15 protein-coding genes are annotated in these 17,807 nt (G+C 49.4%); 10 read left to right on the top strand and 5 right to left on the bottom strand.

The genetic code is table 11. The features are described 5' to 3' along the window. Positions 1–61 precede the first annotated feature (61 nt). On the top strand, positions 62–706 hold the full coding sequence (locus MKQ68_RS16350; RefSeq protein WP_244840541.1) for an HD domain-containing protein: 645 nt from the start codon (positions 62–64) through the stop codon (positions 704–706). 80 nt (positions 707–786) lie between these two features. Here MKQ68_RS16350 and MKQ68_RS16345 read toward each other — a convergent pair whose 3' ends face one another. Further along, complete coding sequence (locus MKQ68_RS16345) at positions 787–1,308, bottom strand: acyl-CoA thioesterase (RefSeq protein WP_264280047.1); 522 nt, start codon at positions 1,306–1,308, stop codon at positions 787–789. A gap of 292 nt (positions 1,309–1,600) precedes the next feature. Here MKQ68_RS16345 and pyrG point away from each other — a divergent pair, with 292 nt between their 5' ends. The 3 genes from pyrG to MKQ68_RS16330 all read left to right on the top strand — a co-directional run bounded on the left by pyrG (position 1,601) and on the right by MKQ68_RS16330 (position 6,332). Then, on the top strand, positions 1,601–3,256 hold the full coding sequence (pyrG, locus tag MKQ68_RS16340) for a CTP synthase (RefSeq protein WP_264280046.1): 1,656 nt from the start codon (positions 1,601–1,603) through the stop codon (positions 3,254–3,256). A gap of 194 nt (positions 3,257–3,450) precedes the next feature. Beyond that, positions 3,451–5,319, top strand: a complete 1,869-nt coding sequence (yidC, locus tag MKQ68_RS16335; protein WP_264280045.1) for a membrane protein insertase YidC — start codon at positions 3,451–3,453, stop codon at positions 5,317–5,319. A gap of 77 nt (positions 5,320–5,396) precedes the next feature. Then, positions 5,397–6,332, top strand: coding sequence for a M20/M25/M40 family metallo-hydrolase (locus tag MKQ68_RS16330; protein ID WP_264280044.1), 936 nt, complete (start codon positions 5,397–5,399; stop codon positions 6,330–6,332). A 140-nt stretch (positions 6,333–6,472) separates the two neighbouring features. Here MKQ68_RS16330 and MKQ68_RS16325 read toward each other — a convergent pair whose 3' ends face one another. Continuing rightward, a complete protein-coding gene (locus tag MKQ68_RS16325; RefSeq protein WP_264280043.1) occupies positions 6,473–8,944 on the bottom strand; it encodes a transglycosylase domain-containing protein in 2,472 nt (823 codons plus the stop codon). A gap of 80 nt (positions 8,945–9,024) precedes the next feature. Continuing rightward, positions 9,025–12,054, bottom strand: a complete 3,030-nt coding sequence (gene porW, locus MKQ68_RS16320) for a type IX secretion system periplasmic lipoprotein PorW/SprE (RefSeq protein ID WP_264280042.1) — start codon at positions 12,052–12,054, stop codon at positions 9,025–9,027. Between the two features lie 159 nt (positions 12,055–12,213). Between porW and MKQ68_RS16315 the strand changes: the two genes are divergently transcribed. From MKQ68_RS16315 to MKQ68_RS16295, 6 genes are all read left to right on the top strand, one after another. Next, complete coding sequence (locus MKQ68_RS16315) at positions 12,214–12,609, top strand: hypothetical protein (protein ID WP_264280041.1); 396 nt, start codon at positions 12,214–12,216, stop codon at positions 12,607–12,609. Positions 12,610–12,701: 92 nt separating this feature from the next. Then, positions 12,702–13,133 carry a bactofilin family protein gene (locus MKQ68_RS16310; RefSeq protein ID WP_264280040.1) on the top strand — a complete coding sequence of 144 codons (432 nt, stop codon included), beginning with the start codon at positions 12,702–12,704 and terminating at the stop codon, positions 13,131–13,133. Then, positions 13,090–13,314: an AtpZ/AtpI family protein gene (locus MKQ68_RS25945; RefSeq protein ID WP_432803726.1), complete on the top strand. Its 225-nt coding sequence runs from the start codon at positions 13,090–13,092 to the stop codon at positions 13,312–13,314. Before MKQ68_RS16310 ends, MKQ68_RS25945 begins: the two co-directional genes overlap by 44 nt. Further along, the gene (locus MKQ68_RS16305; protein WP_264280039.1) at positions 13,314–13,700 is read left to right on the top strand and encodes a hypothetical protein; all 387 of its coding nucleotides are present in this window, start codon (positions 13,314–13,316) and stop codon (positions 13,698–13,700) included. Before MKQ68_RS25945 ends, MKQ68_RS16305 begins: the two co-directional genes overlap by 1 nt. Positions 13,701–13,713: 13 nt before the next feature. After that, complete coding sequence (locus tag MKQ68_RS16300; RefSeq protein WP_244840528.1) at positions 13,714–14,340, top strand: SprT-like domain-containing protein; 627 nt, start codon at positions 13,714–13,716, stop codon at positions 14,338–14,340. Positions 14,341–14,398: 58 nt separating this feature from the next. After that, positions 14,399–14,944, top strand: a complete 546-nt coding sequence (locus MKQ68_RS16295; protein WP_244840527.1) for a hypothetical protein — start codon at positions 14,399–14,401, stop codon at positions 14,942–14,944. Between the two features lie 139 nt (positions 14,945–15,083). Here the strand turns inward: MKQ68_RS16295 and MKQ68_RS16290 are convergent, their stop codons facing one another. Together MKQ68_RS16290 and MKQ68_RS16285 are read right to left on the bottom strand one after the other, a co-directional pair. After that, entirely contained in the window at positions 15,084–16,697 is a 1,614-nt protein-coding gene (locus tag MKQ68_RS16290; protein WP_264280038.1) for a DUF4139 domain-containing protein, read from the bottom strand. A gap of 62 nt (positions 16,698–16,759) precedes the next feature. Beyond that, complete coding sequence (locus MKQ68_RS16285) at positions 16,760–17,794, bottom strand: DUF4407 domain-containing protein (protein ID WP_264280037.1); 1,035 nt, start codon at positions 17,792–17,794, stop codon at positions 16,760–16,762. Between the last annotated feature and the right edge of the window lie 13 nt (positions 17,795–17,807).

Here is a 17,807-nt window from a genome sequence, read left to right as displayed (position 1 = left end):
AAGGTTTATGATAGGCCGTCCCGGTTGTCCTGGGCGGCTTTTTTTATATTATTTTGCGGGCATGACGATCATCGAAACGACTGTTGCATACGTAAAGGAAGAACTGGCCGGCGCAGAAGGCGGGCATGACTGGTGGCACATCTACCGCGTTTGGAAACTGGCGCGGCACATCGCGGAAAAAGAAGGGGCCGATCTGCAGGTGGTGGAGCTGGGCGCTTTGTTGCACGACATTGCCGATTCCAAATTTCACGGTGGCGATGAGGAAGCTGGTCCGGCCAAGGCCAGGGCGTTTTTGCAGGCGCAGCAGGTGAACGAAGCGGTGATCGGCCATGTGGAGAACATTATTCGCCATATCTCCTTTAAAGGCGGTAAAGAGAAAGCCGTTTTCACTTCGCCTGAGCTTTCTGCAGTGCAGGATGCGGACCGCCTGGACGCGATCGGCGCTATCGGCATCGCCAGGGCCTTCAACTATGGCGGGTTTCGCAACCGGGCGATGTACGATCCGACCATAGCGCCCGATTTGCACATGACCAGGGATCAATATAAAAACAGTACAGCGCCTACCATCAATCACTTCTATGAAAAGCTGTTGTTGCTGAAAGATCGCATGAATACGGCTACGGGTAAAGCATTGGCGGAAGAGCGGCACCAGTTTATGGAGCAGTTCCTCGATCGTTTTTACCAGGAGTGGGAGGGGAAGGAGTAGGCTTTGGTACCGGGCATCAGCTCGTTATTACACCGCCGTTGCGTCGCACACTTGTACTTTTCCAGCTAAGATCAGCTTAATTATGCTTCCATGAACAAGGCCCGCAGTTCGGCTGCGTCGGCTGGTTTCATCCTGCCACTGAGGATGAGGCGGAGCTGCCTGCGGCGGAGCGCGCCTTCGAATAATTTCTTCTCCTCTTCTGTTTCAGCTATGACAGCCGGCACCGGACGGGAGTTACCGTTAGGGTCGAGGGCCACGAAGGTCATGAACGCTTCGTTGGATTTGTAACGGTACTGTTGCACCGGGTCTTCGCCCCAAACTTTCATGTGTACCTCCATAGAAGTGTTGAAAGCGCGGGTCACCTGCGCTTCTATATGTACTACGTTACCGAGTTTGATGGGATTTTCGAATGATATATTGTCCACGGAGGCCGTTACAACCGGGGCAGCGCAATGTTTCATGCAGGAGAGTGCGGCGGCAATGTCCATCCAATACATCAGACGTCCGCCCATGAGGTTGCCAAAAGTGTTCGTATCGTTCGGAAGCACCAGTTCGGTCATTTGTATCAGCGATTGTTGTGCATTTTTTGGCGAAAGCGTCATTGTGTGGTATATATTTCGGCTGCGAAATTACGTTAATGAAATGGATTTTCCCGCGTAAGCGGCTATCCTGTAAAATCACTTTATATTAGTTATTAACAAATGAGTTGCCTGTAAGCGGCCGTGGTGGCGGATCGAGAAATGCGTTTCAACACCTTTGTGAAAAACCTGCTTGGCTGAGCAGCAAATTATTGTAACTTTGCCTGACCTGCGGAAGTAAATGTACTTGACATATTACACCAATTCAGTCCGGGCTTCCTCTTTAGGTCAAGTATTTTTCGAGAACATCATTTTTATGGCAAAATATATCTTCGTTACGGGAGGTGTTACATCCTCATTGGGTAAAGGAATTTTAGCTGCTTCGCTGGCAAAACTGTTGCAGGCGCGCGGGTTAAAAGTGACAATTCAGAAATTTGATCCATATATCAACGTGGATCCGGGAACACTCAACCCCTACGAACACGGGGAATGTTTTGTAACCGAAGATGGTGCAGAAACCGATCTCGACCTGGGTCACTACGAGCGTTTCCTCAACACGCCTACTTCCCAGGCCAACAACGTGACCACCGGCCGTATTTACCAGACTGTTATCAACAAAGAGCGCGAAGGTGCTTACCTGGGTAAAACCGTGCAGGTGATCCCGCACATCACCGACGAAATCAAGCGCAGGATACTGCTCCTGGGTAAAGACAATAAATTCGACATCGTTATTACCGAGCTGGGTGGCACCGTGGGTGACATCGAGTCGCTGCCTTACATTGAGGCGGTTCGTCAGCTGCAATGGGAGCTGGGCGAAGAGGATTGCCTGGTGATTCACCTCACCCTCATACCTTACCTGCGCGCTGCAAAAGAGCTTAAAACCAAGCCTACACAGCACTCTGTAAGGTTGCTGAGCGAATATGGCGTGCATGCAGACATTATCGTTTGCCGTACGGAGGAGCCGATGTACCGCGACCTGAAAAAGAAAATCGCCCTGTTCTGTAACGTGAAGATCGAAGCCGTTATCGAAATGAACGACGTAAGCACGATTTACGAAGTTCCGCTCGAAATGATGCGCGAAAAACTGGACGTTACCGTACTGCAACGCCTGCACCTGCCGGTGGAAAAAGAACCCGAGCTGGTAAAATGGCGCGAGTTCCTCGACAAACTGAAATACCCGAAATCCAAAGTTACCATCGGCCTCATCGGCAAGTACGTGGAGTTGCAGGATGCTTATAAATCCATCCTGGAATCATTTATCCACGCCGGCGCTATGAACGAGTGCAAGGTGGTAGTGCAAAATATTCACTCCGAACACATTACTCCTGAAAACGTAGCAGAGAAACTGAAAAACCTCGACGGTTTGCTGGTTGCTCCTGGTTTCGGACATAGGGGTATTGAGGGTAAGATCACCGCTATCCAGTATGCCCGCGAAAACCAGCTGCCTTTCTTTGGCATCTGCCTGGGTATGCAAATGGCCGTGGTAGAATATGCACGCAACGTAGTAGGACTGAAAGATGCTCACTCCGTAGAAATGAACCCGGAAACAGCTTACCCGGTAGTGAACCTGATGGAAGAGCAGAAAAAAGTAACAGCGAAAGGCGGTACTATGCGCCTGGGTGCTTACGCCTGTGACCTGACACCTGGTTCCAAAGCGGCGGAAATTTACGCGTCTACCGCAATTACCGAGCGTCACCGTCACCGTTACGAGTTCAACAACGAGTTTATCAGCCAGTTCGAAGCGTCAGGCCTGGTACTCTCCGGCCGTAACCCGGAAAGTGGCCTGGTAGAAATGATCGAGATCCCCGGCCACCCGTTCTTCGTGGGCTGCCAGTTCCACCCCGAACTAAAAAGCACCGTAGAAGCTCCTGCGCCGATCTTCGTTCATTTCGTACGTGCTGCCAAACAAAACGCAGAATCACGCAACGAAAAGGCAGTGATCACCGACGAAAAAGTAGTTCAACACGGTTAATATGACCGTAATCATAAAAAAGGGAGAAAGGATTTTATCTTTTCTCCCTTTTTAATTTTTTGATAGTCAATTAGATAGGAAATAAATGAGGCGAAAAAGTTAAATCCTTTTAAATCCTCCTTTTTTCGGCCCGCTGTTTCGCCTTTCCCTGCTTTATTCGTTACCTTTGCTCCCTAAATTTTAATTGTCAATTCATGGACAGAAATTCGATCATCGGCTTTCTCCTTATTGGCGCCCTGCTGGTGGGTTATATTTTTTATAACAATAAAACCCAGGTAGCCGCTCAAAAAGAGAAACACCGCAAGGATTCTATCGCCGCGCTGAACAAACCAAAAGAAGACAAAACACCTGTGGTGGATTCCACAGGCCACGTAGTAACCGCAGACTCAGCAACGCTGGCCGCAAACTATGGCGTACTGGCAAATGCTGTTGCCGGCACAGAGCAGGTACAGGTACTGGAAAACGATGTGGTAAGGATCGAACTGACCAATAAAGGCGGCCAGCCCAAACTGGTAAGGGTGAAAGCCTTTAAAGGTGAAGGCGCTAAAAACAACAAACAGTTCCTTTCGTCCGACGGCAAGCCGCTGGACCTGCAGGCTGGCAGCTACAACCGCATTTCCCTGGCGCTGCCCGTTAATGGCAAACAGGTGAATACAGCAGATCTGTATTTTGCCGGCAGCCAGATACAGACAAACGCCGATGGCAGCCAGGTAGTAACCTACCGCCTCGAAACCGGAAATCCCGCACAATACCTTGAATACATTTATACCCTGGCGAAAGACAGCTACGTGGTGAACTTCAATATCCACGCAGTAGGCATGCACAACCTGATTGCCGGTAACACCCTGCCTTTGCAGTGGAACAGCCGCTTTACGAAACAGGAGCATGATATGACGTCGGAGCGTATGAACAACCAGATGCACTATCGCCTGGAAGAAAAAGGGCACGATTACTTTACCCTGCAGAACAAAAGCCAGGAGAAACTGGAGAAAGTACAGTGGCTCAGCTTCAAGCAGCAGTTCTTTAACGTGACGTTCATGCCGAAAAAAGGCACCTTTGCGAGCGCTGATATTACTACCAACGTGCCGCAAAGCCCGAACATCGTAGGGGAGCAGATGACGACGCTGCAGCTGCCTTACGACCGCTCTGCCAACTACTCTTTCCCGATCGATATTTATTATGGTCCGAACCACTATAAAACGCTTAAATCTTTCGGCAACGACTTCGAAAGCATTATACCGCTGGGTACAGGCATCTTCGCTTTTGTGAAGTATGTGAATAAATGGATCATCATCCCGGTATTTAACCTGTTGAGTGGTTCCATCAGCAACTATGGTCTGATCATCATCCTGCTTACCATTTTTATCCGCCTGCTCATCGCTCCGTTTACTTACCAGAGCTATGTTTCCCAGGCTAAAATGAAGGTGCTGAAGCCGGAACTGGACGCGCTGCGTGCCAAACACGGCGACGACCAGCAGGCATTTGGTATGGAGCAGATGAAGTTGTTCCGCAGCGCAGGTGTAAGCCCGTTAGGAGGTTGTTTGCCAGCCCTGCTGCAGTTACCGATCCTGGTAGCGATGTACAGCTTCTTCCCATCCTCCATCGAGCTGCGCCAGGAAAGTTTCCTGTGGGCGACCGACCTGTCTACCTACGACTCTATCCTGAACTTCGGTTTCGAGATACCGTTCTATGGCAACCACGTGAGCCTGTTCACCCTGCTGATGACCGTAACGAGCCTGATACTGGCATTTTACAACCGTGGTATGACCGACCAGAGCAACCCGGTAATGAAGTACATGCCGTATGTGTTCCCGATCATGCTGTTAGGTATCTTTAACAAACTGGCGGCGGCACTTACGTTCTACTACTTCCTGTCGAACGTGATCAGCATCGTGCTGCAGTTCGTCCTTCAGAACTTCGTGATCAACCATGCTAAGATCCATGCACAGATCGAGGAGAACAAGAAGAAGCCAAAAACGCAATCCAAGTTTGCGGAAAAGATGGCCGAGTTGCAGAAACGCCAGCAGGAAATGCAGAAACAGCAACAGTCCCGCAAAAAATAATAAAGCATATAAATTTTTGCAGAAGGCTCCCATTTACGGGAGCCTTCGCTATTTTTAGGCATCGAAAAACAGTGATTATGTTGAAACAAACAGGATTGGTCCTGCTGCTGGCCGCGTTTACCGCCAGCTCTGTATCCGGGCAGGATTATCAACCATCTGCCGACCGCATCAGGTCGCACGTAGGCTACCTTGCTGCTGAGAAATTAAAAGGCCGTGGTACCAATGAAAAGGGCGGCCGCAAAGCTTCGGCCTGGGTAGCCAAACAGTTTAAGAAATTAGGGCTGAAGCCAGGTAACAACGGCAGCTATTTCCAGGATTTTACATTTGATAAGAATAAACATAAAGGTGTGCCCAGCCGCAACGTTCTCGGTTACCTTGATAACGGGGCTGCTTACACGATTATCATTGGCGCGCACTACGATCACCTGGGCACAGCCGGCCTGTTCGATGGCAGGTACCCGATAGGCCAGATCCATAACGGGGCGGACGATAACGCCTCCGGGGTGGCCGGACTACTCGAGTTTGCCCGCTATTACGTGAAGAATGGAGAAAAAGAACCTTTCAACTTTTTGTTCATTTCCTTTGGTGGCGAGGAGCTGGGCTTGCAGGGTTCGAAGTACTACGTAGCCAATCCGACCATCGCGCTGGATAAAATACATTTTATGCTGAACATGGATATGATCGGTCGTTACAACGAGGAGCGGGGTATCGGCATTGGCGGTTATGGCAGTGCGGAACAGTGGCCTGCGATCTTTAAAGATGTAAAAGAAGAGGGCATTAAATACTTTACAGATGCAGCGGGCAAAGGTGGTTCCGACCACGGCAGCTTCTTCGTTGGCGGCGTACCCGTGATGTTTTTTCACACCGGCGGGCACGATGATTACCACAAACCTACTGACGATGTGGAGAAGCTGAAAGCGAAAGAGGAAGCAGCGATCATCCGGCTGGGCCTTCAGCTGATCGGGAATGCGATGAAGTACGGGAAGCTGACTTATGTAGGGGAGAAGAAGTAAGATACTATGCTTACAGGGATGCGATGAAGTATGGTCAGCTTACTGCATGTGGTCGGGAGGAAATATAAAGCACGAAAAGCCTGGTAATACTAAGGGGCTGACCAAATGTATGGTCAGCCCCTCTATCTATAAAAACGTTATTAATTTCCTTTTCCTGGTTTAGGCGGATACGTTGCCTTCGGTTGTTGCGCCGGTGTGTTGGTGGCCGGTTGCTGTTGCACAGGCTTTGCTGGCGGATTCGTAGCCGGTTGCGCTGGTTTCGGCGTATTGTTAGCCGGCTGCGCTGGCTTCGGCGGATTGTTTTCCGCCGGCTGGTCTGCATAACCGCTGGCATCTTCCTGGAAGCCGTAATCATCAGCCGCACCGTTACCCACATCATCTGCTTCCGCACCAGACTCCATGTTGGAATCATAATTCAGGTACAAATCTGTACGCATATTAGCGGGTATCGGGAACGTTGAATTTGGATCGATGCCCAATGTTTTATCCGCATACACCTTCTGGAAGAAGTAAGCCCATATTGGTAAACCGGTGTTTGCACCCTGACCGTTAGCCGTGGTAGAGAAGTGGATGAAGTTGTTCTCACAACCTACCCAGGCGCCTGCGAGCAGCTGTGGTGTATAGCCGATGAACCATCCGTCGGTGTTGTCGTTCGTCGTACCGGTTTTACCGGCGATTTCGCCTTTCAGGCCGAAGCGGTTGCGGATACGGGCGGCTGTACCGAAGTCCACCACGCCCTGCATCATTTTCACCATGGTATAAGCATCCGTTTCACCGATCACTTCCCGTTTTTCGGTAGGGAAGTTTTGCAGAATGTTACCATTGCGGTCTTCAATGCGGGTGATATATACGGGCTTCGTATTAAAGCCGCGGCCCGGGAACATCGTGTAACCCTGCAACATTTCAAAGAGCGAAATATCTACCGCACCTAACGCGATCGCACCTACTTCGGGGATGTTCGCTTTAAAGCCAACCTTATTCTTTACAAAGTCAACAAAGCCTTTTACCGACAGTTCCCGGATGAGGTACACCGCCACTAAGTTCAGTGATTTTGCCATCGCAGCTGCCATCGTGTAGCTGCCACCGGTGCTGCCTTCGGAGTTTTTAGGGCGCCAGTTGCCCCATACGATAGGTTCGTTAGGCAGATGGTCGTTCGGGGAAATGCCGCTCATCACCGCAAACGTATACAGGAAAGGTTTGAAAGTAGAACCTACCTGGCGTTGCATATTCTTTACGTGATCGTTCTTGAAGTAAAAGAAGTTCGGGCCGCCTACCCAGGCTTTCACCTCGCCGCTTTCCGGGTCCATGGCCATAAAGCCGGCCTGTAACACGGCACGCATGTATTTCAGCGAGTCGAGCGGCGTCATTACTGTATCACGTTTGTTCTTCTCCGGGTTCTTGGTATCGATCCAGGAGAAGATCTCCATTTCGGTTTTAGTGTTAAACGCTTTGGCAATTTCTTCTTCGGATGCGTCATCCGCCTTCATGTTACGGTAGCGGTCCGTTTGTTTCACCAGTTTTTGCAGTTCTTTGTCCCACTTCTTCCAAACACTGCCCGACTTGATGTTGGATTGCTGGTAAAATACCTTTTGCAGGTCTTTCAGGTGTTGCGCTACCGATTCTTCGGCATACAGCTGCATACGCGGATTGATCGTGGTGTAGATGCGCAGTCCGTCCCGGCTCAGGTTGTAATTAGAGCCGTCTGCTTTCGTATGCGTTTTACACCATTGTTTCAGTTCATCGCGCAGCACTTCGCGGAAGTACGGGGCCAGCCCTTTATTATGGTCAACCTTGTTGTATTTGAGTACGATCGGTTCTGCTTTGGCTTTGGCTGCTTCGGCGGCGGTGATCTTATTTTCCTTCAGCATGTTCTCGATCACCGTATTACGGCGTGCCATCGCTTCGCGTGGGTTACGGCGGGGATTGTACAGCGTGGTGCCTTTCAGCATGCCCACCAGTACGGCCGCTTCCGAAATTGTAAGGGTAGCTGCGCTTTTGCTGAAGAAGGTACGGGCGCCGTTCTCAATGCCGTATACGTTGTCGCCGAAGGCAACAGTGTTCAGGTATAAAGTGAGAATTTCCTGCTTGGTAAAATTCCTTTCCAGTTTGATCGCCACGATCCATTCTTCCAGCTTCTGAAAGCCCCTGGCAAGTATGTTGGATGCACGGGTGGTATTTAAGCGGTCGTTACGCAGGTTGAGCGCCAGCTGTTGGGTAATCGTACTGGAACCACGTTTGTCGCCCTTTAACAGGTAAAACGGGATGGCAGCAGTAGCTTTTGCGTCGATACCGGAGTTCTCGTAGAAACGGGTTTCCTCCGTGGCGATCAGCGCTTTGATCACGTTGGGGGATATATCTTTATACTCACTATTGGAGCGGTCCACCTCATAATATTTACCCAACACATAACCGTCGTCGCCAAGTACAACGGAAGCCAGGGCGGCGCTGGGATTTTCCAGGTCCTCCATGGGGGGCATATTACCGATAATGCGAAAGTTGATGAGTAATACCAGCAGTACCACAAATCCGATCCCGCCAAACACGGTATACCACAAAATCTTCACTGCATTTTTCCTCACCTTATCCGCCATCGGTTTCAAGGATTTATTCATATTAAAATAAAATTTAGTGCAATAGTTCCGCAAAACTATTGAAAAATATCGCTTATTGCTACTAAAACGCTGTTAAAAGCTTATTCTGTATAGTAGCTTTCTTTAAAGAATTTGAGATAGCCTTCGATGTCTTTGGTGCTGTTCAGCAGAATAAAGTTTTCCCTCGAAATGATGAAAAACGAGTATTCCGATGGGCGGATGCGGGGCACGATGGTCGTAGTCGCTTCCTTCCGTACTTCGTCATAGTACTTAAATGCCTGCTCTTCGCCGGGGAAAAGCCTGAAAATCAACATCAACTCCGTTGGCGTCAGTACAAAACTGCTGGCTTCGATCTTGTCCGCTGCATGTTTGTCGGCATTATACCGCGCAAATTGTGCCAAAGCTTCATCCAACAGGGTTTTATCTACCCTTTTAAACGACATCACCACGAAATGCGGGGTGGAGGTAGCAGATTTCTCGTCCGTGAGTTTGTATGGTGTAACCGGTTTGGCCGGTGGAGGAGGCGGTACGTTCTTCAGTTGAGCCGCGGCGATCGAGTCTGCTGCTGCTTTTTGGATGGCGGCACTGTCTACCAGGTTCGGTTTCGGCGTCTGCCAGGGATAACGGATGGTGATGTTCTCGTCGATCTTACCGGTAGAATCTCTGTTAACCGTTGTTTGCAGGTTGGAGAGGTAGCCTACGATTTCCTGTTTGCGGCTCAGCACATTCATAATATCGGTCGCCTGCCCCAGTATCACATCGTCGGACGGATATTTGTTGATCACCGCCTGGATGGCCGCTTTGCCCTCATCATCCGTACCTGTTTTCACCGTCGTCATCGCCATCAGCAGGTCGAACTTCGGCTGCAGGTAGCTGAAGCCGTACAGGGAGTCGGCCAGTTGTTTTTTCGCCTTTACCTCTTCGTAACGTCCCTCGCGGAAAGCGGTATAGGCATCGCCGTATAATGCAGCTACGGCTTTTTTCGTTTCGGAAGAGGCGTCGTTAATGGCACCACCGCTGCGGATCAGTCCAGCGAAGTTCGTGTTCGGGAACTCGGTGAGCACAATGTTTTTATACGGATTGCCCCTGTCGGCGCGATTGATCTTGTTGTTCCAGACGTACAGCGAATACGCTATTTCTGCCCGTTTAGGATGCTGCGGGTAGCGCATCAGCAGCGTGTCCCACGACGCGATCGCATCAGGATAATTATCCAGCTGGTCATGGTACAATTTACCCAGTTCGTACCAGGCGTCCATCTGCCGCTCGCGCGACTGTGCCAGCAGTTCCGGTGTAAGTGGAAGCGCAGTCCGGAGAATGTCGGCGGTGAGGCTATCGGCCGGCGTACGTTCAATGACCGCGCTGGCCAGTTCGCCCGGCGTGGCGCTGGAGTCTGGTGCGGTAGGCAATTGCGTGGCCATATCAGGCACGACGCCGGTTTGGGAACGACGCCAGTTATCCGTAGGCTTACGGTTACCCCAACGGCGGCGGAACTCGGCAAACCCGCTTGCCTTACTGGCCGGGTTGTAAAAGTACCAGTCGCCCGAGCCTTCCTGCGGACTCATGATGCCATTATTATAACGGTTCAGGTTTGGGTTGAAGGGAAGATTGTTCGCGTTGTTGCTGCGCATTTCTTCATTCTTTTCCGCCTGTTCTTTTTGTCTTTCCTGTCGTTGTATATCCCTTACCGTTTTTTCCAGCAATGCGTTTCGCTCTGTTTCGGAAAGGGCGGCGATCCGTTGCAGACTGTCTTCTTTGTGGATGAGGGATATTTTGGCGGCTATATCGCCCAGTACGTTTTTGCGGGCGTTTACCTCGTCTGCGTCTGCGAAGCCCTCGCCCATGATGGACGCGGTGCTGTCGTACCAGCGCCTGGCTTCCAGGAAGTTACGCTGCCTGTACTGCAAGTCTGCAATCGCTTTGTAGGTAAGCGTGCGCTGCATCAGGTTGGTGCTTTCCACCTTCAGGCCTTTCTGCCAGAAGTCGATCGCGGCTTCGGCATTACTGCCCGAAGCAATAGCACCCATATTATAATAGATCACATCCCGGTAGGGAATGAAGTTTTCTTTACGCAGCATCCGTTGCAGGGCACCGATGCTTTCTTCCACCGTACCACCGCTGGCGGCAATATTTGCGCGCGCTATTTCCAGTCGTGCGTGAAAGTCCATCATTGGTTCTGGTTTCAGGCGGATTACGTCACGGAAATACGCCATGGCAGAATCGGCCCTCTTCTGCGTCATGTATAGTTGTCCGAGGATGTACGACATACGTGCCTTTTGCTGTTTGTCATGACTACCTTCGATCGCTATACGCAGCGGCTCTATCGACTCGGCATAACGTTCTCTCTTGTAAAGGCCGTACGCTTTAATTTCGTTCATAAACGGGGTAAGGCGTGTCGGGAAGTTAGGATCTGCTTCCAGTACGTTCAGCAGGGCCTGGGCTTCGTCGTACTTACCTTCTTCCAGGTACGTTTTTACCTGCCACATGAAGGCGTCGTTGCGGGCCAGTTTGTGTTTGAAGCGACCGAAAAAGCCCTTGCGTTTTTCTTTGGATGCGATCGTCATACGATCGTCCTGCTGTTTGCCCACGATCGTCTCGTAGCCATCGTCCCGCTTCTTTTTCTTCGGTTTAGGCGCAAACACGGTATTGATGTAACGGAAAGTGCTGTTTGCGTTTTCCCAGTCTCTTTTATAGAAATAAGCCTTGCCGATGAGCAGGTAACAGTCATCGATCCATTTACCCCGGGGGTCGTGCAGCTGAACGGCGAGGGAGCCTTTCTGGATAACAGAATCCAGTTCATTTTCGCTCAGGTTTAATGACTCGATGGTGTACGGGTAAAAGGGGAGCAGTTTGTTATAATTTTCCAGCTGTTGCTGCTGGATGCCCTTCAGTGTATTTTCCAGTTTCAACTTCGCGTTATAGTAATAGTTATACCGTGTTACCAGGTTTTGGTACACTTTACGACGGAAGTCGAACTTTTTGGCAGCCAGTTTTTCAGAAGGCGTGCGCCGGTCGTCCGGCTTGGGGCTGCTTTTCCCGGATTGGTTCTGAGCATTCACGACCTGTAAGCCAGTGCCGGTTAAAAGGATGCCGGCTATGCAGGCGCGTAAGAATAGAGATTTGCAGCAATTCATGTATGCTAAGGGCGAAAATAAAATCTAATATATTTAACTAAAACTGATGGATAAATATTTTAAAGATAGGATAATTTTTTTCTTTACTTCGCGCCGGATTAATTGTTTAACTTTATCCGCCTGGATAATTTCCCGGCTTTTAACCACATCTCTTTAAATATGCCTGCGGCAGATAACAAACGAAACTTCGAGCGGCTTAAGCACAAGTATCGCCTGGTAATCATGAATGATGATACATACGAAGAAGTAACAGCATTCCGTTTATCCAGGATGAGTGTGTATGTGGCCATGAGTACGATCTTCGTGCTTCTGGTAGCCATTACGGTAGCTACGGTGGTATTTACGCCCCTTCGTTACTACATCCCCGGTTATGGCGACCTGAAGCAACGGAAAGAATTTATGCAACTGAAGATGAAAACAGACTCCCTGCAAAAGATGGTGATCGCCAGGGACCAATACCTGGATAATATGAAGCAGGTGATCAATGGAAACGTACCTATGAAACTGGATACCAACATGTTAAAGTTGCCCAAGGTGGACAACAGTACCTATTAATTACGTGCATAACAATCATTTAGTCATATGTTATTAAAATTTACTATCTTAACAGCGAATCTATATTTTAACCAGAAAAACCTTTGAGACCTATGTTTAACCGTAACGCTAAAGGCGAAGGCGCAGTACCTTCATCAAACATCAACATTATCGGCAATGGCACCACGATCAATGGCGACATCGATTGCGACGGCGATATCCGTATCGACGGCCAGGTAAACGGACTGGTATCTACCAAGGCTAAGATCGTGGTAGGACCGGAAGGTGAAATCGTGGGCGACCTTATTTGTAACAGTGCAGACATCCTAGGCAAGGTGACGGGCATTATTAAAGTGGAAGACCTGTTGTTTCTGAAAGGCAATGCCTTGATCAAGGGCGACATCTACACTGCTCATTTCGAAATGGAGCCGACCGCTAAATTTAACGGCCGTTGCTACATGGAGCCTGCTGAAGCGCCCATAGACAACAAGGAAAATAAAAATGGAAGATCCCGGGTTACAGAAGTCCAGGAAGAAACCGTCTAACGCATACCTGCGTTACATTGGGCTGGGTTTCCAGCTCATTGCGCTGATCGGTCTGGCGCTTTTTGTTGGTTATAAAATTGATCAGTGGGCCAATATGCGGTTCCCACTGTTTATGATTGTTTTGTCTTTACTGGCAATAGCGCTACTTTTGTGGCGAATTGTAAAAGATACAAGCAAATAATGACCGATAAGTTTTTTTGGAACCTGATTTCCGTTTTCGCCATCCTGAACGGGTTGATTTTCGGGTTTAAAGGCCAGCTGGAGAGCGGAGGAAATCATATTTGGGTATTAGCCGGCGGTAACGCAATACTGGCCGTAGTATCTGCCATCTCCTACTTTAATACGCGTAACGGGCTCGCCAATGCCAACAACCAGGTATTTGTGCGCAGCGTGTACGCCTCTACGCTTGCCAAGCTGATGTTATGCCTCGTAGGCATCGGCATCTATGTATTGGTAAACCGCGAACGCATCAGCAAATCGACCATCTTTATGTTGATGGGCATGTATGTAGTGTATACCGTTTTTGAGACATTCAGCCTGCAGAAATTACTGCGGCGTAAGAAATAAAGGAAAGAGGACAGTGAAAAAGGAGCATCCCTTAAGTGCGTTGGCCGCCTACCTGCCCGAAGGAACCTTCGAGCAGGTAGTGGCTTATTTAACGGATTACAAAGTGCATCTTACCCTTACCCGCGAACGCGCCAGTGTATTGGGCGATTACAGGCATCCTTTCCAGGGTAAAGGGCACCGCATCAGCGTAAATGGTAACCTCAACAAATACGCCTTCCTCATCACTTTACTCCACGAACTCGCTCACCTCGTTACGTTCAATTTATACGCGCATTCCGTACCCGCACATGGCAAAGAATGGAAGCATGAGTTTGCTGTTATCCTTCGCCAGTTCCTGGGGAAAAATTTTTTACCTGGTGATGTGGAAACCGCGCTGCGTAACAGTTTGCATGACCTTGCAGCAAGCTCCTGTGCAGACGAAAATCTCATGCGTGTATTACGTAACTATGATCGTAAGAAAGAAAATCATTACCTTATAGAACAATTGGCGATGAATCAACTCTTCCGTACCAAAGATGGCCGCATATTCAAACGCGGAGAAAAGGTGCGAAAGCGATTTAAATGCGAAGAAGTAGCCACCAGAAAAATGTATCTCTTTAGTCCAGTGTACGAAGTAGAAGTACCCACCGAAGACGCCTGATGAAACGATAACACCGCCAGTACTTTGAGAGGATTCCTTATACCTAAAAATTATGCTTATGAGCTTAGAGACTAAATACCTCGGCAAGCTTAAACACTACCAAACCTTAGTGGACATCAGTATCGACCGTTACAACGATTTCGATTTTGGTTACGTGGTTGATTTTAATGACGAATTTTTGCTCATCGAACGCTTCGAAAGTGAAGGCGCTTACGATGGTTTGAGCCTGCTGCGCCGCGATCGCGTATCACGCATTCGCTGGGGTGGCAACGAGATCAGCAGCGTATCAAAACTCATCGACCCTTCACTACGCGAAGAGAACGATGAATTTGCAGTAACATCGCTGGAAGATATGCTGCGCGTTTTCAATGAACGTTATGGCTGTGTAACCATCCACGTGCAGGATGTAAACGATGATATTTTCTTCATCGGTGAAATTCATGAAATGGATGGCGAAACGCTGGTGCTGCACGAGTTTGGTACTAAACTAACGCTCGATCGTAAGTACAGCATGATCTCTTTCGATGACATTACGCGGGTTGATGCGAATACGCAATATGCACGCTCGCTGGAAAAGCTGTTTCTCAAGAAGAAAAAAGATTAAAAATAAAAAGGCTGACCAACAGTAATGGTCAGCCTTTTTATTCAGGAAGAGAATTAGCGTACGCGATGCTGGCAACGATCAAACTACTGTTGATACAGCCTTTTTTATTCAGCGCCTGTAGTCGTTTAGGCGTTGATATTTAGTCGAGGTTAATCACCTGTGCCTTCGGATATTTCACCGCATATTTCAGGTGTTTCTTCACTTCTTTGCCCGGCTCTACCTCCAGCTTCCAGGTGAGTAAGCCGGTTATTTCGTCCTGTTGCGCACCTTCCACTTCCACGCGGTTGATCTCGATATCTTTTGTAGTGGTGACAGGCAGCTGGTCCTGTAATACAATACTCACCGCATCGCGTTTACTGTTCCTTACACTGATTTCCCAATTACGTGTATCTGTTTTGTAGTTGCCGATGAACTGCCGCTGCGAATAATCTTTTTGCAATGTACGGTTTACGGTAATGTTCTTGTCTTTGCCCAACGACACTTGTAACGTGTCGCCCGCATGTTGCAGACCAAGTTGTGATTTACCTACGTACATGCCTTCGAAATATATACTGGTTTCTCCTTCCAGCAGATTAAGCGATTCCCAGCCGGTAATACGGGCGATGAGGTAAGCGGATTTATCCAGCTTGGGTGCTGCATAGTATTGATATAACGCCGGTACTTCCTGCTCTTTAATAGCCACGGTATTCGGTTTGCCATCCGATTCGATCGTATAGGGATTGGCGATATCGAAGTTAATGGTCGTAGCGCTGTAAGACACCGCAACCGTTGGTGCTTCGGCTTCTTTAAATTCTGCTTTTACAGGTGCTGCCGCCACTTCCATAGTTGCTACGCCGCGTATTCTTTTAGCCGCGCCATAACCGACCACCACTACGTCATTCAGCTGCTGGTAATCGGGTGTCGATGCGCGCAGGTACCATGGCTGCAACGTTGGTTTGGTGCCATTCTCCGACGGATTGCCGGTGGATAGCGACAGCTTCACGTTCTTCCATTCTTCCCCGCTCGACTGGTATACGTTTGCCTTGTACACCAGTTCCATCGGATGTTTTATATCCTTCACCCTTAAATCATATTGCGGGTACCAACCAGCGTTTTTTACCAGGTAGCTGAGGGTAAAGCGGCCATTGATATTTTCTTTGGAAGATATCGTTACCAGCAGGTCGGTGGTGGCCTGTGTGTGCTGATTGTTCACCAACACCAGCTGTTGCTGCATCGTCTTCAATTCTTTTTCTGTCACCAATACAGCTTTTGCAGCTTGTGCCTGTTTATCCAGCACCTCGGCAAGGCGGGCGCGATGAAAGTCGAGTGCCTCCCGCAAATCGGCGGTCTTAACACCGTTCTGTGTACTGCGGATGTCCTGGTTTTTGTTCAGCATTTCTTCTTCGTGCCGGTACACCGCTAAGGCGTTCCTTTCCCGGTTAAGCTTTTCTTCCAGCACTTGTATCTCTGTTTCCAGCTGCTGCACCTTTTCCTGCTTTTGCTGTGTCTTTAAAAGATTCAACTCACGCGATACCGACAGGATGGTGAAATCACCTTGTCCCTGTACCTGTATGCTTCGTTGTTCCAGCTGCGGCGATACCTGTTGAAACACCAGTGTAGTGGTACCGGCCGGCAAACTGGTGGTGGCGGAGCGCGTTACCTGTGCACCGGATAAAAATACTGTCACCTTATCGACGTTCGAAGTTACTGTTTGGCGCTTTTGAGCAAAAGCAGGCATTGTGGCCAACAGGGCCATCCATATAGGCAGTCTCATACCGTTCTTATTTCCTGTAGGATGCACGGCGAGGTACCATTTCCATAAAGCGGGTTAAAAAATTATCCTGTTACTTCCTTTACCCGCTGCTCACTCTCTGCACCGGCGATCGTGAGCCGTTCGTCCGACTCCATGTCCAGCATGGCTTTGCGTTCCTTTTTATGTACGAGGAAGGCATATTCGTGCTGCTCGAGCAAATCGTCATACGGTCCGCGGGGGGAGATGAGCTTTACAAATACCGGCGCCGTTTCGATGGCGATAAAAAGCAGGATGATAAACCAGTTTGCATACCGGATAGGCGCGCTCGCATCGGTCAGATGGCCCAGGGCGTCCATACGCGACGCAAATCCGTCCAGCCGGTCACGTTTTAGTTCAGCGATGGTGTTTTTGATGGTGGAATCTGTAGCGGCTATTTCCTGCTGGTATTGCGTTATCAGTTGCTGGTTGTGCGCGCTGAGGGTATCGTAAGATTTGCCGGCTGCATCAGCATCCGCCTTTTTTGCTTTGTAGATAGGGCCCAGGTTGCGGATGCGGGATCCACCGGTGCCATCGGCCTCTTGTTGCGCGAGTAACATGAGTGTATCGCGGCGGCCGCCCTGTTGGGTTACTTCTTTCTTTGCTTTGTCAATAGCGGCATTCAATTCGGTAATGCGTGCCTGGTAGCGTTCCTTCACCTTGTCTTCCTGCATTTTGAAGGTCTTTTGCTCCATGATGATCAGCTCCGCCTGTATCTCCTTATCAAAGATCTTCAGCTCCAGCGGTTTCGAAATAACCATGGCGATAATCACGGCCAGCACCAAACGGGGCAGGGCCATTTTAAATTCATCCCAAAAGCCTTCCCGCTTTTTCATGCTGGATACGATGTACCGGTCGAGGTTAAAGATCATGAGTCCCCATACGGCGCCGAACAGGAGCGCCGCCCACCATTGGTTAAAAACAGTCCAGAGGGCATAACCACCGGAAATAGCGGCCAGCAAACCCGTAAAAAAGATGGTGCCACCAATACCTGCGTACTTGTTGGTTTCCACCGGTGCGCGCTCGAGCATAGGGATGTGGGCGCCGGAACAGAATAAAAAGAATCTGCGAATGCGTTGCATCTAACAAAAAATA

It is taken from the genome of Chitinophaga horti (assembly GCF_022867795.2).
GTDB lineage: Bacteria > Bacteroidota > Bacteroidia > Chitinophagales > Chitinophagaceae > Chitinophaga > Chitinophaga horti.
Note: the sequence above shows the minus strand (reverse complement) of the source record. Positions and strands in the feature narration are given on the sequence as shown.